This window comes from Escherichia sp. 94.0001, from assembly GCF_013369155.2.
In the GTDB taxonomy this organism is placed as follows: Bacteria; Pseudomonadota; Gammaproteobacteria; order Enterobacterales; family Enterobacteriaceae; genus Escherichia; species Escherichia coli_F.
This window is the reverse complement of record NZ_JABWMS020000045.1, coordinates 1-14685: the sequence shown is the minus strand read 5'-3', so window position 1 is coordinate 14685 and position 14685 is coordinate 1. Positions and strand designations below refer to the sequence as shown.

At 50.0% G+C, this 14685-nt stretch carries 11 protein-coding genes; 7 read left to right on the top strand and 4 right to left on the bottom strand.

Annotated features, from left to right (window positions below):
• The first annotated feature begins 8 nt into the window (after positions 1 to 8).
• The 7 genes from melR (at position 9) to pmrB (ending at position 9480) form a co-directional block, all read left to right on the top strand.
• Entirely contained in the window at positions 9 to 941 is a 933-nt protein-coding gene (gene melR, locus HEN33_RS17630; protein WP_255756424.1) for a transcriptional regulator MelR, read from the top strand.
• A gap of 198 nt (positions 942 to 1139) precedes the next feature.
• Positions 1140 to 3407, top strand: coding sequence for an arginine decarboxylase (gene adiA / locus HEN33_RS17625; RefSeq protein ID WP_077757039.1), 2268 nt, complete (start codon positions 1140 to 1142; stop codon positions 3405 to 3407).
• A 324-nt stretch (positions 3408 to 3731) separates the two neighbouring features.
• The gene (gene adiY, locus HEN33_RS17620; protein WP_001217059.1) at positions 3732 to 4493 is read left to right on the top strand and encodes a DNA-binding transcriptional activator AdiY; all 762 of its coding nucleotides are present in this window, start codon (positions 3732 to 3734) and stop codon (positions 4491 to 4493) included.
• 136 nt (positions 4494 to 4629) lie between these two features.
• The gene (adiC, locus tag HEN33_RS17615; protein ID WP_000093154.1) at positions 4630 to 5967 is read left to right on the top strand and encodes an arginine/agmatine antiporter; all 1338 of its coding nucleotides are present in this window, start codon (positions 4630 to 4632) and stop codon (positions 5965 to 5967) included.
• Positions 5968 to 6070: 103 nt separating this feature from the next.
• A complete protein-coding gene (gene eptA / locus HEN33_RS17610) occupies positions 6071 to 7714 on the top strand; it encodes a phosphoethanolamine transferase EptA (RefSeq protein ID WP_160529939.1) in 1644 nt (547 codons plus the stop codon).
• On the top strand, positions 7711 to 8379 hold the full coding sequence (gene basR, locus HEN33_RS17605; protein WP_032185719.1) for a two-component system response regulator BasR: 669 nt from the start codon (positions 7711 to 7713) through the stop codon (positions 8377 to 8379). The genes eptA and basR overlap by 4 nt, the downstream gene beginning before the upstream one ends.
• Positions 8380 to 9480: a two-component system sensor histidine kinase PmrB gene (gene pmrB, locus HEN33_RS17600; RefSeq protein WP_001052127.1), complete on the top strand. Its 1101-nt coding sequence runs from the start codon at positions 8380 to 8382 to the stop codon at positions 9478 to 9480.
• Here pmrB and pmrR read toward each other — a convergent pair.
• From pmrR to crfC, 4 genes are all read right to left on the bottom strand, one after another.
• A complete protein-coding gene (gene pmrR, locus HEN33_RS17595) occupies positions 9456 to 9545 on the bottom strand; it encodes an LpxT activity modulator PmrR (protein ID WP_000797657.1) in 90 nt (29 codons plus the stop codon). The two genes, pmrB and pmrR, sit on opposite strands and share 25 nt — an antisense overlap.
• 111 nt (positions 9546 to 9656) lie before the next feature.
• Positions 9657 to 11159 carry a glycine betaine/L-proline transporter ProP gene (gene proP, locus HEN33_RS17590; protein ID WP_001298520.1) on the bottom strand — a complete coding sequence of 501 codons (1503 nt, stop codon included), beginning with the start codon at positions 11157 to 11159 and terminating at the stop codon, positions 9657 to 9659.
• 263 nt (positions 11160 to 11422) lie between these two features.
• On the bottom strand, positions 11423 to 12301 hold the full coding sequence (locus tag HEN33_RS17585; RefSeq protein ID WP_176262509.1) for a YjcZ-like family protein: 879 nt from the start codon (positions 12299 to 12301) through the stop codon (positions 11423 to 11425).
• The gene (gene crfC / locus HEN33_RS17580) at positions 12298 to 14526 is read right to left on the bottom strand and encodes a clamp-binding protein CrfC (protein WP_176262508.1); all 2229 of its coding nucleotides are present in this window, start codon (positions 14524 to 14526) and stop codon (positions 12298 to 12300) included. Before crfC ends, HEN33_RS17585 begins: the two co-directional genes overlap by 4 nt.
• Positions 14527 to 14685 lie beyond the last annotated feature (159 nt).

Here is a 14685-nt window from a genome sequence, read left to right as displayed (position 1 = left end):
TAATTCTGATATTCCAGGAAAGAGAGTCATCCATGAATACAGATACTTTTATGTGTAGCAGCGACGAAAAACAGACCCGCAGTCCGCTGTCGCTGTATTCGGAATACCAGCGGATGGAGATTGAGTTTCGCGCACCGCATATCATGCCCACCAGCCACTGGCATGGTCAGGTTGAAGTGAATGTACCTTTCGATGGCGATGTGGAATACCTGATCAATAATGAAAAAGTGAGTATCAATCAGGGTCATATCACGCTGTTCTGGGCCTGTACACCGCACCAACTAACAGATACCGGAACCTGTCAGAGCATGGCGATTTTTAATCTGCCGATGCATCTGTTTCTCTCCTGGCCGCTGGATAAAGACCTGATTAACCACGTCACTCACGGCATGGTGATCAAATCACTGGCGACACAGCAACTTAGCCCGTTTGAAGTGCGCCGCTGGCAGCAGGAATTGAACAGTCCGAACGAGCAAATTCGCCAGCTCGCCATTGATGAAATTGGCCTGATGCTCAAGCGATTTAGCCTCTCTGGCTGGGAACCGATTCTGGTCAATAAAACCTCGCGCACACACAAAAACAGCGTCTCGCGCCATGCGCAATTTTATGTCAGCCAGATGCTGGGCTTTATTGCCGAAAACTATGATCAGGCGCTGACCATCAACGATGTGGCTGAGCACGTCAAACTTAACGCCAACTATGCAATGGGGATATTCCAGCGGGTCATGCAATTGACGATGAAACAGTACATTACTGCGATGCGCATCAACCACGTTCGTGCGTTACTGAGCGATACCGATAAAAGTATTCTCGATATTGCCCTGACGGCAGGCTTTCGTTCGAGTAGCCGTTTTTACAGCACGTTCGGCAAATATGTCGGCATGTCACCGCAACAATACCGCAAACTTAGCCAACAGCGCCGCCAGACGTTTCCCGGCTAAAGACGATATCAGTATCAGCCAAAAAAATAGTTTAGCCGTCGATAATAAGCAGTGAAAATAAATAAAAATAATCACATAACATATTGTTTATAAAAATGAATATTTAAAAAATGTTTGTTTTTCATGCGCTTTACAGCCCGAAAAGGCCGGAAGATACTTGCCCGCAACGAAGATTCCTTCATAACCGGGTAAGCAATGATGAAAGTATTAATTGTTGAAAGCGAGTTTCTCCATCAGGACACCTGGGTCGGTAACGCCGTTGAGCGTCTGGCAGATGCTTTAAGCCAGCAAAATGTTACCGTGATTAAATCCACCTCCTTTGATGATGGCTTTGCCATTCTCTCTTCAAACGAAGCCATTGACTGCCTGATGTTCAGCTATCAAATGGAACATCCGGACGAACATCAAAACGTCAGACAATTGATCGGTAAGCTTCATGAGCGCCAACAAAACGTGCCGGTCTTCCTGTTGGGCGATCGGGAAAAAGCCCTCGCCGCAATAGACCGAGATCTGCTGGAGCTTGTCGATGAATTCGCCTGGATTCTGGAAGATACCGCCGACTTTATCGCCGGACGCGCCGTTGCCGCAATGACCCGCTACCGCCAGCAGCTGTTGCCGCCACTGTTCAGCGCGCTGATGAAATATAGCGACATCCATGAATATTCCTGGGCAGCGCCAGGCCACCAGGGCGGCGTTGGCTTTACCAAAACACCCGCCGGACGTTTCTACCATGACTACTATGGTGAAAATCTGTTCCGCACCGACATGGGCATCGAACGGACTTCCCTCGGTTCTTTGCTTGACCATACTGGCGCATTTGGCGAAAGCGAAAAATATGCCGCACGCGTATTTGGTGCCGATCGCTCCTGGTCGGTAGTCGTCGGTACTTCCGGCTCTAACCGTACCATCATGCAGGCTTGCATGACCGATAACGATGTAGTGGTCGTTGACCGTAACTGCCATAAATCCATCGAACAAGGCTTGATGCTGACAGGCGCGAAACCGGTCTACATGGTGCCAAGCCGCAACCGCTACGGCATTATCGGGCCAATTTATCCGCAGGAAATGCAACCTGAAACCTTGCAGAAGAAAATCAGTGAAAGCCCGCTGACCAAAGACAAAGCCGGGCAAAAACCGTCTTACTGCGTGGTAACCAACTGCACCTATGACGGCGTGTGTTATAACGCTAAAGAAGCGCAGGATCTGCTGGAAAAAACTTCCGATCGTCTGCACTTTGACGAAGCCTGGTACGGCTATGCACGTTTCAACCCGATCTATGCCGATCACTATGCCATGCGCGGTGAACCTGGCGATCACAACGGTCCTACCGTTTTCGCCACCCACTCAACCCACAAACTGCTGAATGCGCTGTCACAGGCCTCTTACATTCATGTGCGTGAAGGTCGTGGGGCGATTAACTTCTCCCGCTTCAACCAGGCATACATGATGCATGCCACCACCTCCCCGCTGTATGCCATCTGTGCATCTAACGACGTGGCGGTGTCGATGATGGACGGCAACAGCGGCCTGTCACTGACCCAGGAAGTGATCGACGAAGCGGTTGATTTCCGTCAAGCGATGGCACGGCTGTATAAAGAGTTCACCCATGACGGTAGCTGGTTCTTCAAACCGTGGAACAAAGAAGTGGTCACCGATCCACAAACCGGCAAAACCTACGACTTTGCTGACGCGCCAACCAAACTGCTGACCACCGTTCAGGACTGCTGGGTAATGCATCCGGGCGAAAGCTGGCACGGCTTCAAAGATATTCCGGATAACTGGAGTATGCTCGACCCAATTAAAGTCAGCATTCTCGCACCAGGAATGGGTGAAGATGGTGAACTGGAAGAAACCGGTGTTCCGGCGGCGCTGGTCACGGCCTGGCTTGGTCGCCACGGCATTGTGCCTACCCGCACCACTGACTTCCAAATTATGTTCCTGTTCTCTATGGGCGTAACCCGTGGGAAATGGGGAACTCTGGTTAACACCCTTTGCTCCTTCAAACGCCACTACGACGCCAACACACCGCTGGCGCAGGTCATGCCGGAACTTGTTGAACAATATCCTGACACTTACGCGAATATGGGGATTCACGATCTGGGTGACACCATGTTTGCCTGGCTAAAAGAAAATAACCCTGGCGCACGGTTGAACGAAGCCTATTCCGGCCTGCCGGTGGCGGAAATCACCCCGCGTGAAGCGTACAACGCAATTGTCGATAACAATGTCGAACTGGTATCCATTGAAAATCTGCCTGGACGCATCGCGGCAAACTCAGTTATCCCGTATCCGCCAGGAATCCCGATGCTACTGTCTGGTGAAAACTTCGGCGATAAAAACAGTCCACAGGTAAGTTATTTACGCTCCCTGCAATCCTGGGACCATCATTTCCCTGGATTTGAACACGAAACTGAAGGGACTGAAATTATTGACGGTATTTACCACGTCATGTGTGTGAAAGCGTAACCACTATTCCGCTGAAGGCGTAATTGTTAAATAACATTACGCCGCCTGGCTTGAGGCCTTTTTAGTATGGCAACGTTTTCATAAAAATTGCTGCAAACAAAAATGTCATACTTTTTGCGCGGTCCCACCCCGCGCTTTTTTTCGCCTGTTATTTATCCTGTAAAAAAAATATGTACATGAGAAATTACTATAAAAATTTGTAATATTAGTAAAACTCGTTATTTTTATGCATGTTTATATTCATCATACAATTATATAACCATTTCCCGGTATCGCTTTGCTTTAGCGAGAACTGGTCTTTTATTCGCACTCAGGAGTACATGTATGAGGATTTGCAGCGACCAACCTTGTATTGTTTTATTGACTGAAAAAGATGTCTGGATAAGGGTGAATGGGAAAGAACCTATTAGCCTTAAAGCTAACCATATGGCGTTATTAAATTGTGAAAATAATATTATAGACGTCTCCTCTCTTAATAACACTTTGGTTGCTCATATTAGTCACGACATCATCAAAGATTACCTCCGGTTTCTGAATAAAGATCTCTCGCAAATACCAGTATGGCAACGTAGTGCTACGCCCATCCTCACCCTGCCATGCCTGACGCCAGACGTCTTTCGCGTTGCCGCGCAACATAGCATGATGCCCGCTGAAACTGAGTCAGAAAAGGAACGAACACGTGCATTATTATTCACTGTGCTATCCCGTTTTCTCGACAGTAAAAAATTCCTTTCATTAATGATGTATATGTTACGTAATTGTGTAAGTGACAGCGTTTATCAAATTATTGAAAGCGATATCCACAAAGACTGGAATCTTAGTATGGTAGCCAGTTGTTTATGTCTTAGCCCAAGTCTGTTAAAGAAAAAGCTGAAAAGCGAAAACACCAGTTATAGCCAAATAATCACCACCTGCCGCATGCGTTATGCCGTCAATGAATTAATGATGGACGGTAAAAATATCTCTCAGGTCTCACAGTCGTGTGGCTACAACAGTACGTCGTACTTTATTTCTGTCTTTAAAGACTTCTACGGTATGACGCCTCTGCATTATGTTAGTCAGCACAGAGAACGCACTGTCGCCTGATTTTTAACCTTAACGAAGAGCTATATTAATAACGGCATCAGCGATAACCCGGTCGATAATAATTCAACTATCGAATGCAGGCGTATGATATGACGTAATTTATTGTCACGAAGCTCGCCTTCGCAGGAGTTTAATTATGTCTTCGGATGCTGATGCTCACAAAGTGGGCTTAATCCCCGTCACCCTGATGGTGTCGGGGAATATTATGGGGTCAGGTGTTTTTCTGTTACCTGCAAACCTGGCCTCCACTGGCGGGATTGCCATTTATGGATGGTTGGTGACGATTATCGGTGCGCTGGGGCTCTCGATGGTATACGCCAAAATGTCGTTCCTCGACCCAAGTCCTGGTGGTTCTTACGCTTACGCCCGCCGCTGCTTTGGCCCGTTTCTCGGTTATCAAACCAACGTCCTCTACTGGCTGGCCTGCTGGATCGGCAATATCGCCATGGTGGTCATTGGCGTAGGATATTTAAGTTACTTCTTCCCGATTCTGAAAGATCCACTGGTATTAACCATCACCTGCGTCGTGGTGCTGTGGATCTTCGTCCTGCTGAACATTGTCGGTCCGAAAATGATCACCCGCGTGCAGGCCGTTGCCACCGTGCTGGCGCTGATCCCCATCGTCGGGATTGCCGTATTTGGCTGGTTCTGGTTCCGTGGTGAAACCTATATGGCGGCATGGAACGTCAGCGGCCTGGGCACCTTCGGCGCGATTCAAAGTACCCTTAACGTTACGCTGTGGTCGTTCATCGGTGTGGAAAGTGCCTCCGTTGCCGCAGGTGTGGTGAAAAACCCGAAACGCAACGTCCCTATCGCCACCATTGGTGGGGTATTGATTGCCGCCGTTTGCTATGTACTTTCTACCACCGCGATTATGGGGATGATCCCTAATGCCGCACTGCGCGTTTCTGCTTCGCCATTCGGTGATGCCGCACGGATGGCGCTGGGTGACACCGCCGGGGCCATTGTTTCTTTCTGCGCAGCTGCGGGTTGCTTAGGTTCACTGGGCGGCTGGACATTGCTGGCGGGTCAAACGGCGAAAGCCGCTGCCGATGACGGGCTGTTCCCACCGATTTTTGCTCGTGTAAACAAAGCGGGTACGCCAGTGGCGGGGCTGATTATCGTCGGAATTTTGATGACCATCTTCCAGCTCAGCAGCATTTCGCCAAACGCGACCAAAGAATTCGGTCTGGTTTCTTCCGTGTCGGTCATCTTTACACTGGTGCCATATCTTTACACCTGTGCGGCGTTACTGCTGCTCGGCCACGGCCACTTTGGTAAAGCACGCCCGGCATATCTGGCTGTTACTACCATTGCCTTCCTCTACTGCATCTGGGCCGTAGTAGGGTCCGGCGCGAAAGAGGTTATGTGGTCATTTGTCACCCTGATGGTCATCACCGCCATGTATGCGCTGAATTACAACCGGCTGCATAAAAACCCGTATCCCTTAGATGCACCAATAAGCAAAGATTAATTCCCCTTAATCCAGCAAACATAAAAGCCAACCTTAAGAACTTAAGGTTGGCTTAATTTTGCTTTGCGAGCATATGCGCACTTTGTTCGATGGAAACACCGTGATGTTGAAGCGCCTACTAAAAAGACCCTCTTTGAATTTACTCGCCTGGCTATTGTTGGCCGCTTTTTATATCTCTATCTGCCTGAATATTGCCTTTTTTAAACAGGTGTTGCAGGCGCTGCCGCTGGACTCGCTGCATAACGTACTGGTTTTCTTGTCGATGCCGGTCGTCGCCTTCAGCGTGATTAATATTGTCCTGACACTAAGCTCTTTCTTATGGCTTAATCGACCGCTGGCCTGCCTGTTTATTCTGGTTGGCGCGGCTGCACAATATTTCATAATGACTTACGGCATCGTCATCGACCGCTCGATGATTGCCAATATTATTGATACCACCCCAGCAGAAAGTTATGCGCTGATGACACCGCAAATGTTATTAACGCTGGGACTCAGCGGCGTACTTGCTGCGCTAATTGCCTGCTGGATTAAAATCAAACCGGCCACCTCGCGCCTGCGCAGTGTTCTTTTCCGTGGAGCCAATATTCTGGTTTCTGTGCTCCTGATTCTGCTGGTCGCCGCACTGTTTTATAAAGACTACGCCTCGCTGTTTCGCAACAACAAAGAGCTGGTGAAGTCCTTAAGCCCCTCTAACAGCATTATTGCCAGCTGGTCATGGTACTCCCATCAGCGACTAGCAAATCTGCCGCTGGTGCGAATTGGTGAAGACGCGCACCGCAACCCGTTAATGCAGAACGAGAAACGTAAAAATTTGACCATTTTGATTGTCGGCGAAACCTCGCGGGCGGAGAACTTCTCCCTCAACGGCTACCCGCGTGAAACGAACCCGCGGCTGGCGAAAGATAACGTGGTCTATTTCCCCAATACTGCGTCTTGCGGCACGGCAACGGCAGTTTCAGTACCATGCATGTTCTCGGATATGCCGCGTGAGCATTACAAAGAAGAACTGGCACAACATCAGGAAGGCGTGCTGGATATCATTCAGCGGGCGGGCATAAACGTGCTGTGGAATGACAACGATGGTGGCTGCAAAGGTGCCTGCGATCGCGTGCCTCACCAGAACGTCACTGCGCTGAACCTGCCTGGTCAGTGTATCAACGGCGAATGTTATGACGAAGTGCTTTTCCACGGGCTGGAAGAGTACATCAATAACCTGCAAGGTGATGGCGTAATTGTCTTACACACCATCGGCAGTCACGGCCCGACCTATTACAATCGCTATCCGCCACAGTTCAGGAAATTTACCCCTACCTGCGACACCAACGAGATCCAGACCTGTACCCAAGAGCAACTGGTAAACACTTACGACAATACGCTGGTCTACGTCGACTATATTGTTGATAAAGCAATTAATCTACTGAAAGAACATCAGGATAAATTTACCACCAGCCTGGTTTATCTTTCTGACCACGGTGAATCGTTAGGTGAAAATGGCATCTATCTGCACGGTTTGCCTTATGCCATCGCCCCGGATAGCCAAAAACAGGTGCCGATGCTGCTGTGGCTGTCTGAGGATTATCAAAAACGGTATCAGGTTGACCAAAGTTGCCTACAGAAACAGGCGCAAACGCAACACTATTCACAAGACAATTTATTCTCCACGCTATTGGGATTAACTGGCGTTGAGACGAAGTATTACCAGGCTGCGGATGATATTCTGCAAACTTGCAGGAGAGTGAGTGAATGAAAATTCTGATTGTTGAAGACGATACGCTGTTATTGCAGGGATTGATTCTGGCGGCGCAAACCGAAGGCTACGCGTGCGATGGCGTGACAACCGCGCGGATGGCGGAACAAAGCCTTGAGACCGGTCATTACAGCCTGGTGGTACTGGATTTAGGGTTACCCGACGAAGATGGGCTGCATTTTCTCGCCCGAATCCGGCAGAAAAAATACACCCTGCCGGTGTTAATTCTCACCGCCCGCGATACCCTTACCGACAAAATCGCCGGGCTGGATGTCGGTGCCGATGACTACCTGGTAAAGCCTTTTGCGCTGGAAGAGTTACATGCCCGTATCCGCGCCCTGCTACGACGCCATAATAATCAGGGCGAAAGTGAGTTGATTGTTGGCAATCTGACGCTGAATATGGGTCGCCGTCAGGTATGGATGGACGGTGAAGAGTTGATTCTGACGCCCAAAGAATATGCTCTGCTATCACGGTTAATGCTTAAAGCAGGCAGTCCGGTGCATCGGGAAATTCTCTACAACGACATCTATAACTGGGACAACGAACCCTCGACCAACACTCTTGAAGTGCATATCCACAATCTGCGCGACAAAGTGGGCAAAGCCCGTATCCGCACCGTGCGCGGCTTTGGCTATATGCTGGTCGCGAATGAGGAAAACTAATTGAATCTGATGCGTTTTCTGCGCCGACCAATATCGCTGCGCCAACGGCTGATATTGACCATTGGGGCCATTTTGTTGGTGTTTGAGTTGATCAGCGTCTTCTGGCTATGGCATGAAAGTACCGAGCAGATTCAGCTGTTTGAGCAGGCGTTACGCGACAATCGCAATAACGATCGCCACATCATGCGTGAGATCCGCGAGGCGGTCGCCAGCCTGATTGTCCCTGGAGTCTTTATGGTCAGCCTGACGCTATTTATCTGCTATCAGGCGGTACGCCGCATCACCCGCCCGCTGGCGGAGCTGCAAAAAGAGCTGGAAGCGCGCACCGCCGACAACTTAACGCCCATTGCCATTCACAGCGCCACCCTCGAAATCGAAGCGGTGGTTTCAGCGTTAAACGATCTGGTCAGTCGCCTGACCAACACGCTGGATAACGAAAGGTTGTTTACCGCTGACGTCGCGCACGAACTGCGAACGCCACTGGCGGGGGTGCGTTTGCATCTGGAACTGCTGGCGAAAACGCATCACATTGATGTAGCACCGTTAGTGGCACGACTTGATCAGATGATGGAGAGTGTCTCCCAGCTACTGCAACTGGCGCGTGCCGGACAGTCATTTTCTTCCGGTAATTATCAACATGTAAAACTGCTGGAAGATGTCATTCTCCCCTCGTATGACGAACTCAGTACCATGCTCGACCAGCGCCAGCAAACCCTGCTATTGCCAGAGAGCGCCGCCGACATCACCGTTCAGGGTGATGCAACCCTGCTGCGGATGTTATTGCGAAACCTGGTAGAAAATGCCCATCGTTACAGCCCGCAAGGCAGCAACATTATGATTAAGCTGCAAGAAGATGGCGGAGCGGTCATGGCCGTTGAAGATGAAGGACCGGGTATTGATGAGAGTAAATGCGGGGAGTTGAGTAAAGCGTTTGTACGTATGGACAGCCGTTATGGCGGGATTGGTCTGGGGTTAAGTATTGTCAGCCGCATTACACAGTTGCATCACGGGCAGTTTTTCCTGCAAAACCGGCAAGAGACTTCTGGCACACGGGCCTGGATACGGCTGAAAAAAGATCAGTACGTGGCAAACCAGATATAAAGAAAGCTGCTGACCACCAGCACGCTGAACACGGTAGTTAAACTTTCATAAACACGGTTTTTCATTGCACTCTCCTCCGTTAACCTGGAGGAGAGTATGCGCGTCAGAGATTAAGTGAACCTTAAGAGTTCAATTGGCCTGATAAGACAGCATCACATCAGGCCATCCGTTTCAGCTTATTCATCAATTCGCGGATGCTGCTGCACCAGGCGGGTACGTTTCGCCTGCAAATCGGCAATCTCGTGGTCAATATCATCGATTTTCTGCTCGATATTATCGTAATGCTCGACGAGAATTTCCTTCGCTTCCTGTATATCTGACGCCGCCGGTGTCGCACCTTTCAACGGACGATTCGCCGTCTCTTTCATGGTTACGCCGGTGATTAAACCAACCACCGCCACTACCATCAGGTAATAGGCAGGCATCATCAGATTCTGCGAGCTTTCGACCAGCCAGGCCGCCAACGTTGGCGTCAGACCGGCAACCAGCACCGAAATATTAAATGCCGCCGCCAGCGCGCTGTAACGGATATGCGTCGGGAACATCGCTGGCAAGGTAGAAGCCATAACGCCCGTAAAGCAGTTAAGGATCACCGCCAGCATCAGTAACCCGGCAAAAATCAGGCCGATGACGTTACTGTTAATCAGAATAAACGCCGGGATCGCCAACACAAACAGTGCAACACTACCAAGTAGCACAAACGGACGACGGCCAAAACGGTCACTCAGCAAGCCCATCACCGGCTGGACAAACAGCATACCGATCATAATGGCGATAATAATCAGCACCCCGTGGTCTTCGGAGTAATGCAGGTTATGCGACAAATAACTCGGCATATAGGTCAGCAACATGTAGTAAGTCACGTTGGTGGCAATTACCAGACCAATACATGTCAACAGGCTGCGCCAGTATTTAGTGGCAATCTCTTTAAACGAGACTTTCGGGCCATCCTGCAAACCTTCGCGGTCGCCCTGTTCCAGTTTATCAACATGCTGCTGGAACGCCGGAGTTTCTTCCAGCGCATGGCGCAGGTAAAGCCCGATAATCCCTAACGGCAGAGCAATAAAGAACGGAATACGCCAGCCCCAGTCGAGGAAGTTCGCTTCGCCGACAATGGTCGAAATTAACACCACCACGCCCGCACCCAGCACAAACCCGGCAATAGAACCGAAGTCCAGCCAGCTGCCCATAAAGCCACGTTTACGGTCAGGGGAGTATTCCGCAACAAATATCGACGCCCCGGTATATTCACCGCCGACCGAGAAACCTTGTGCCATCTTACAGATCAACAGCAGAATCGGTGCCCAAATACCAATCGTGTCGTAGGACGGTATTAAACCAATACAGAACGTACTGATCGACATAATCACAATAGTGATAGCGAGGATCTTCTGGCGACCATATTTATCGCCCAACATACCAAAGAAGAGTCCGCCAAGCGGTCGAATCAGAAAGGGAACGGAGAAAGTGGCAAGTGCAGCAACCATCTGCACGCTGGGGTCAGCCCCCGGGAAAAAAACTTTACCTAATGCGTAAGCAACAAAACCATAAACACCAAAATCGAACCATTCCATTGCATTACCCAGTGATGCTGCGGTAATGGCTTTACGCAGTTTACCGTCATCAATAATAGTGACATCACGAAGGGTAATCGGTTTTACTTTTTTCCTTTTCAGCATAGCTTTCCTCGCAGAGTTGGCCCATTTCCGCAAACGCCAGAAAAATCAGCGCGACGGCCGCAAAAGGGGAGCGGGAATTGCAGGATGCAATCTCTGTAACAAGCGTAGCGGGTTTGCTTACACCCTCCGGTTAAGGAATGTACAATCAAACCAGTTGACGCCTGAATTGGGCAGTTAATGACCTTTTTACCCTACCAGTGTTTAAATTTGTGATCAACTTCACACATGGATTTCGTTTAGGACTCATTGATGTAACTGATTATTTACGCCAAATTTACAGAGAAGATTTCCTCGACCATTGCCCCCACCAAACGCTGCGCTGAACAGAGTCGTGGCATCCCCAGCGCGACAGTTTGCCAGCGTTGGGTCACTGACCAGCAAACGGGTTGTTTATCTGCCGTGGTCCACTTTCCCAGCCAACTTAAAAAATCAGCATGCTCCCCTCCCGTCGGAACGGTCGAAGAGGCAAACCACTGATGGTAATAGTGACGCGTGGTCGGTGCCGCATTGATACTCTCTGCCAGATGTTGTGTCGCTTTCTCGCGCAAATCACCCAGCAACAACGCCACCGCTTGCGGGCTTCCCAGACGGCAGGCATCGCCAAATGCCCCCCAGCGCAACTCCTCCAGAACGATAAAACAGCGCCCAGGCAACGACCAGGCGTTATACGCCCCAGCACGCCAGCGGGTAAAAATTTGCTCACTCTGATCACCGGCCTGTACCAGTAATCCTCGTTGCGTTAACGCCTTTTCCTTCCAGCGACAACGGGCTGAAAACAACTCATACAAGGCGGCAATTTGCTGGGGGAGCTCCGGGAAAGCAGAGTGCTGGCGGTGCTCCATTTTTTGCAGCAGCGCCAGATGCTGCGCGATCTGCGTCAGCGCCAGATGACCGGGATCCAGCATCGACGCCAGTTTTTCCACCAATGTCAGACGCAGGCTAAGCGGCGCATTTAACATGCCGCCGTTCGTCCATGCCTGAAGCTGCACGCGCGCAAGAAGTTCCTGCATCAGTCGTTCACGAAACTGCTGCTGATGGGCTTGTGGATGGCGGGCATCATCGCCCTGCGCCAGATCCACTAAAAAGCGGGAATGAATCGACTCCAGCACGCGACCGGGGCCGTCCAGTAACGTCTTGGTCAATATCGTTCTGCCGTGAAAAGTGTTTGAATATCATCGCGTAACAGCTGAGCGTCGGTGTAAATCCAGCCATGAGTCATCACAGTCTGCTGCAATTGCTGCTGCATCAGCCTGACCACCGATTCATTTTGTTGACGCAGAGCCAGACTTTCGCGTAAACGCGTCTGTAATTCCGTCAAACATGAAGCGAACTCAGCGAAAAAAGTATTCATGCCTGCCGTAACAGATTCATCGACCTGCTCTGCCAGAACTTTAGCCATTTGTTGGCAATAAAGATCGACTTCTGCGCTTAATGCTCGTTGCAACGCACTGTAATCAACCGTCTCTATCGGGGATTTCTCATTTCCCCGTCCCCAGTCGGGCTGATTCAACCAGCGCGAAAAAGTCTCACGCACAACGCCTAAACGCGTGCTCTGCTCGTCCATTGCGTCCTGGCGGGAGATGACTTCACTGAACAACTGGCGAGTGTTGAAGTGGGGAACTGCGCCGTGAAAAACAGGAAAATGAAACCCAGGACGAAACCCTGACTCGCTCAATTCCATTTTGACTTGTTGCTCAATGGGCCGAATAACATCGGTTAACACCCGGCAAAGAGTGGATTCAAGCTCGGCAAAACGCAGCGTAAAGTCGCGACTGATGGTGTTCTGCGCCGTCTGTAACAGTGTCTCACAGCAGGTACGAATCTCGCTTAATGACCCCGAATCATCCTGAAACAACGCGGCTAACTGGGCATTCACCGCATCTTGCTGTTGACGCAGAAAGAGGTTGGCGGAGGTCAGGGCCAGCTCGATTTCATGTTTAACCTCGCCGCTCACCTGAGCCTGATTGAGTTGAAATAGCTGCAAACTTTCTTCGATCTGGTGGATATTTTGCCGCAATTGTTCACAAGCGACGTTTAACCCGTGCGCACGAAAATCCAGGTATTCCCGCGCCTGCTGCGCGTAATTCAACAGTTTATGCGCGGCAGATCGCAGAGCATACAACGAGGCGTTAGCGTAAGCGGCATGAAGCAACGCCTGAATTGGCTGGGCGAACAGCGAATCTTCCCACAACTGATCGGCAGCATGACGAATATGTTCGAGGTCCGCCAGGTCGGCATGACGCCAGCGCCTGCCGAGCGCGGCATGGGCAAAATCTTCCACCCAGCGTTGTTGCTCTGGCGCGGGTAACTTACCGTTGTTGGCTAACTCATTACGCGCCCGATTCGCCAGGTAGCCCCACATCGACGACACTGGAAATATCTGCTGTGGCGTAATACAGCCTTTCATCAGCGTCCCGGAAATCAGTGCCCGCACCTGGTCGGCGTCGTCACTGTTACGATCCTCTTGATCGAACTTATTGACCAGCACATACAGCGGCACCGATTGCCCCACCGCCAAAATCGCCTCACGGACCTCTTCATCGGAGATCGATTTCAGTTGCGTATAATCCAGCACCGCCAGTACCGCCGAGGCGCGAGCCAGCTGCTGGTTAAGCATTTTTTGCAGATGCGGTTGCCCGGCTTCATTTGGCCCAGGGGTATCCAGTAACGTCAACTGACCGGGATAACTCTCCAGCCCCGCCAGATGGACAAACTCCACTTCAATCACGGGAATATGCTCAATGGCGGCGTAAGCAGAAAAAGGAAAATCGACGTCCAGCGCCTTCGCCAGTCGCACCAAATCATTCAAACTTTTCAGACAATGAAAAATAGGCTGGGCACCCAAATAATATTTTTCGAAAGCGACGCCATTTTCGATCCGCTGCATAAGCGCACGCATATCTTTATCTATTTCCAGCACATCGGTCAGATGCTTAATATCGCAGTCACGCAGGCGCTGTTGTAATTGTTGAATTAAACAGTCGATTGGCGCGACATGTGAAAAATGCAGTACCGGTTCTTTTTGCCCGGGCGTATGGCGAATAAGCGTCGGCAGCGCAGTCATTGGGCGATTGCGATTAGGCAGAACCTCCGTACCAACAATAGCATTAATGGTGGTTGATTTCCCTGCTTTCATAGTACCGACAATCGCCAGCACCATTTCCAGTCGGGAAATTTTACGCAACTCATTATTCAGCATCGCGTGACGTTCGGCGATATTAGGCTGACTCCAGGGTAAAGCCAGTTGTGGCGCATCGTCTCCGGGTACAGAGAGAGGCATTTTTTCCAGTAACTGCAACTGTTGGCGAGAAAGCTGTAACAGGCGTTCAGCCTCCTGACTTAACTCATACAGGGTCTGTGTGTACATAGAAAATTTTTCCTTAAAGCAAATTTAATTACTTTTATTTAGCCAGATTGTTTTTGAGTTCTGTTTTCGGCTTTTATAATTACTGAAAGAAATAATTTTATATTTAGAGTGTTGTTTTTTATTATAATAAATAACGTCTTCCGATACGTTTAAAACGTC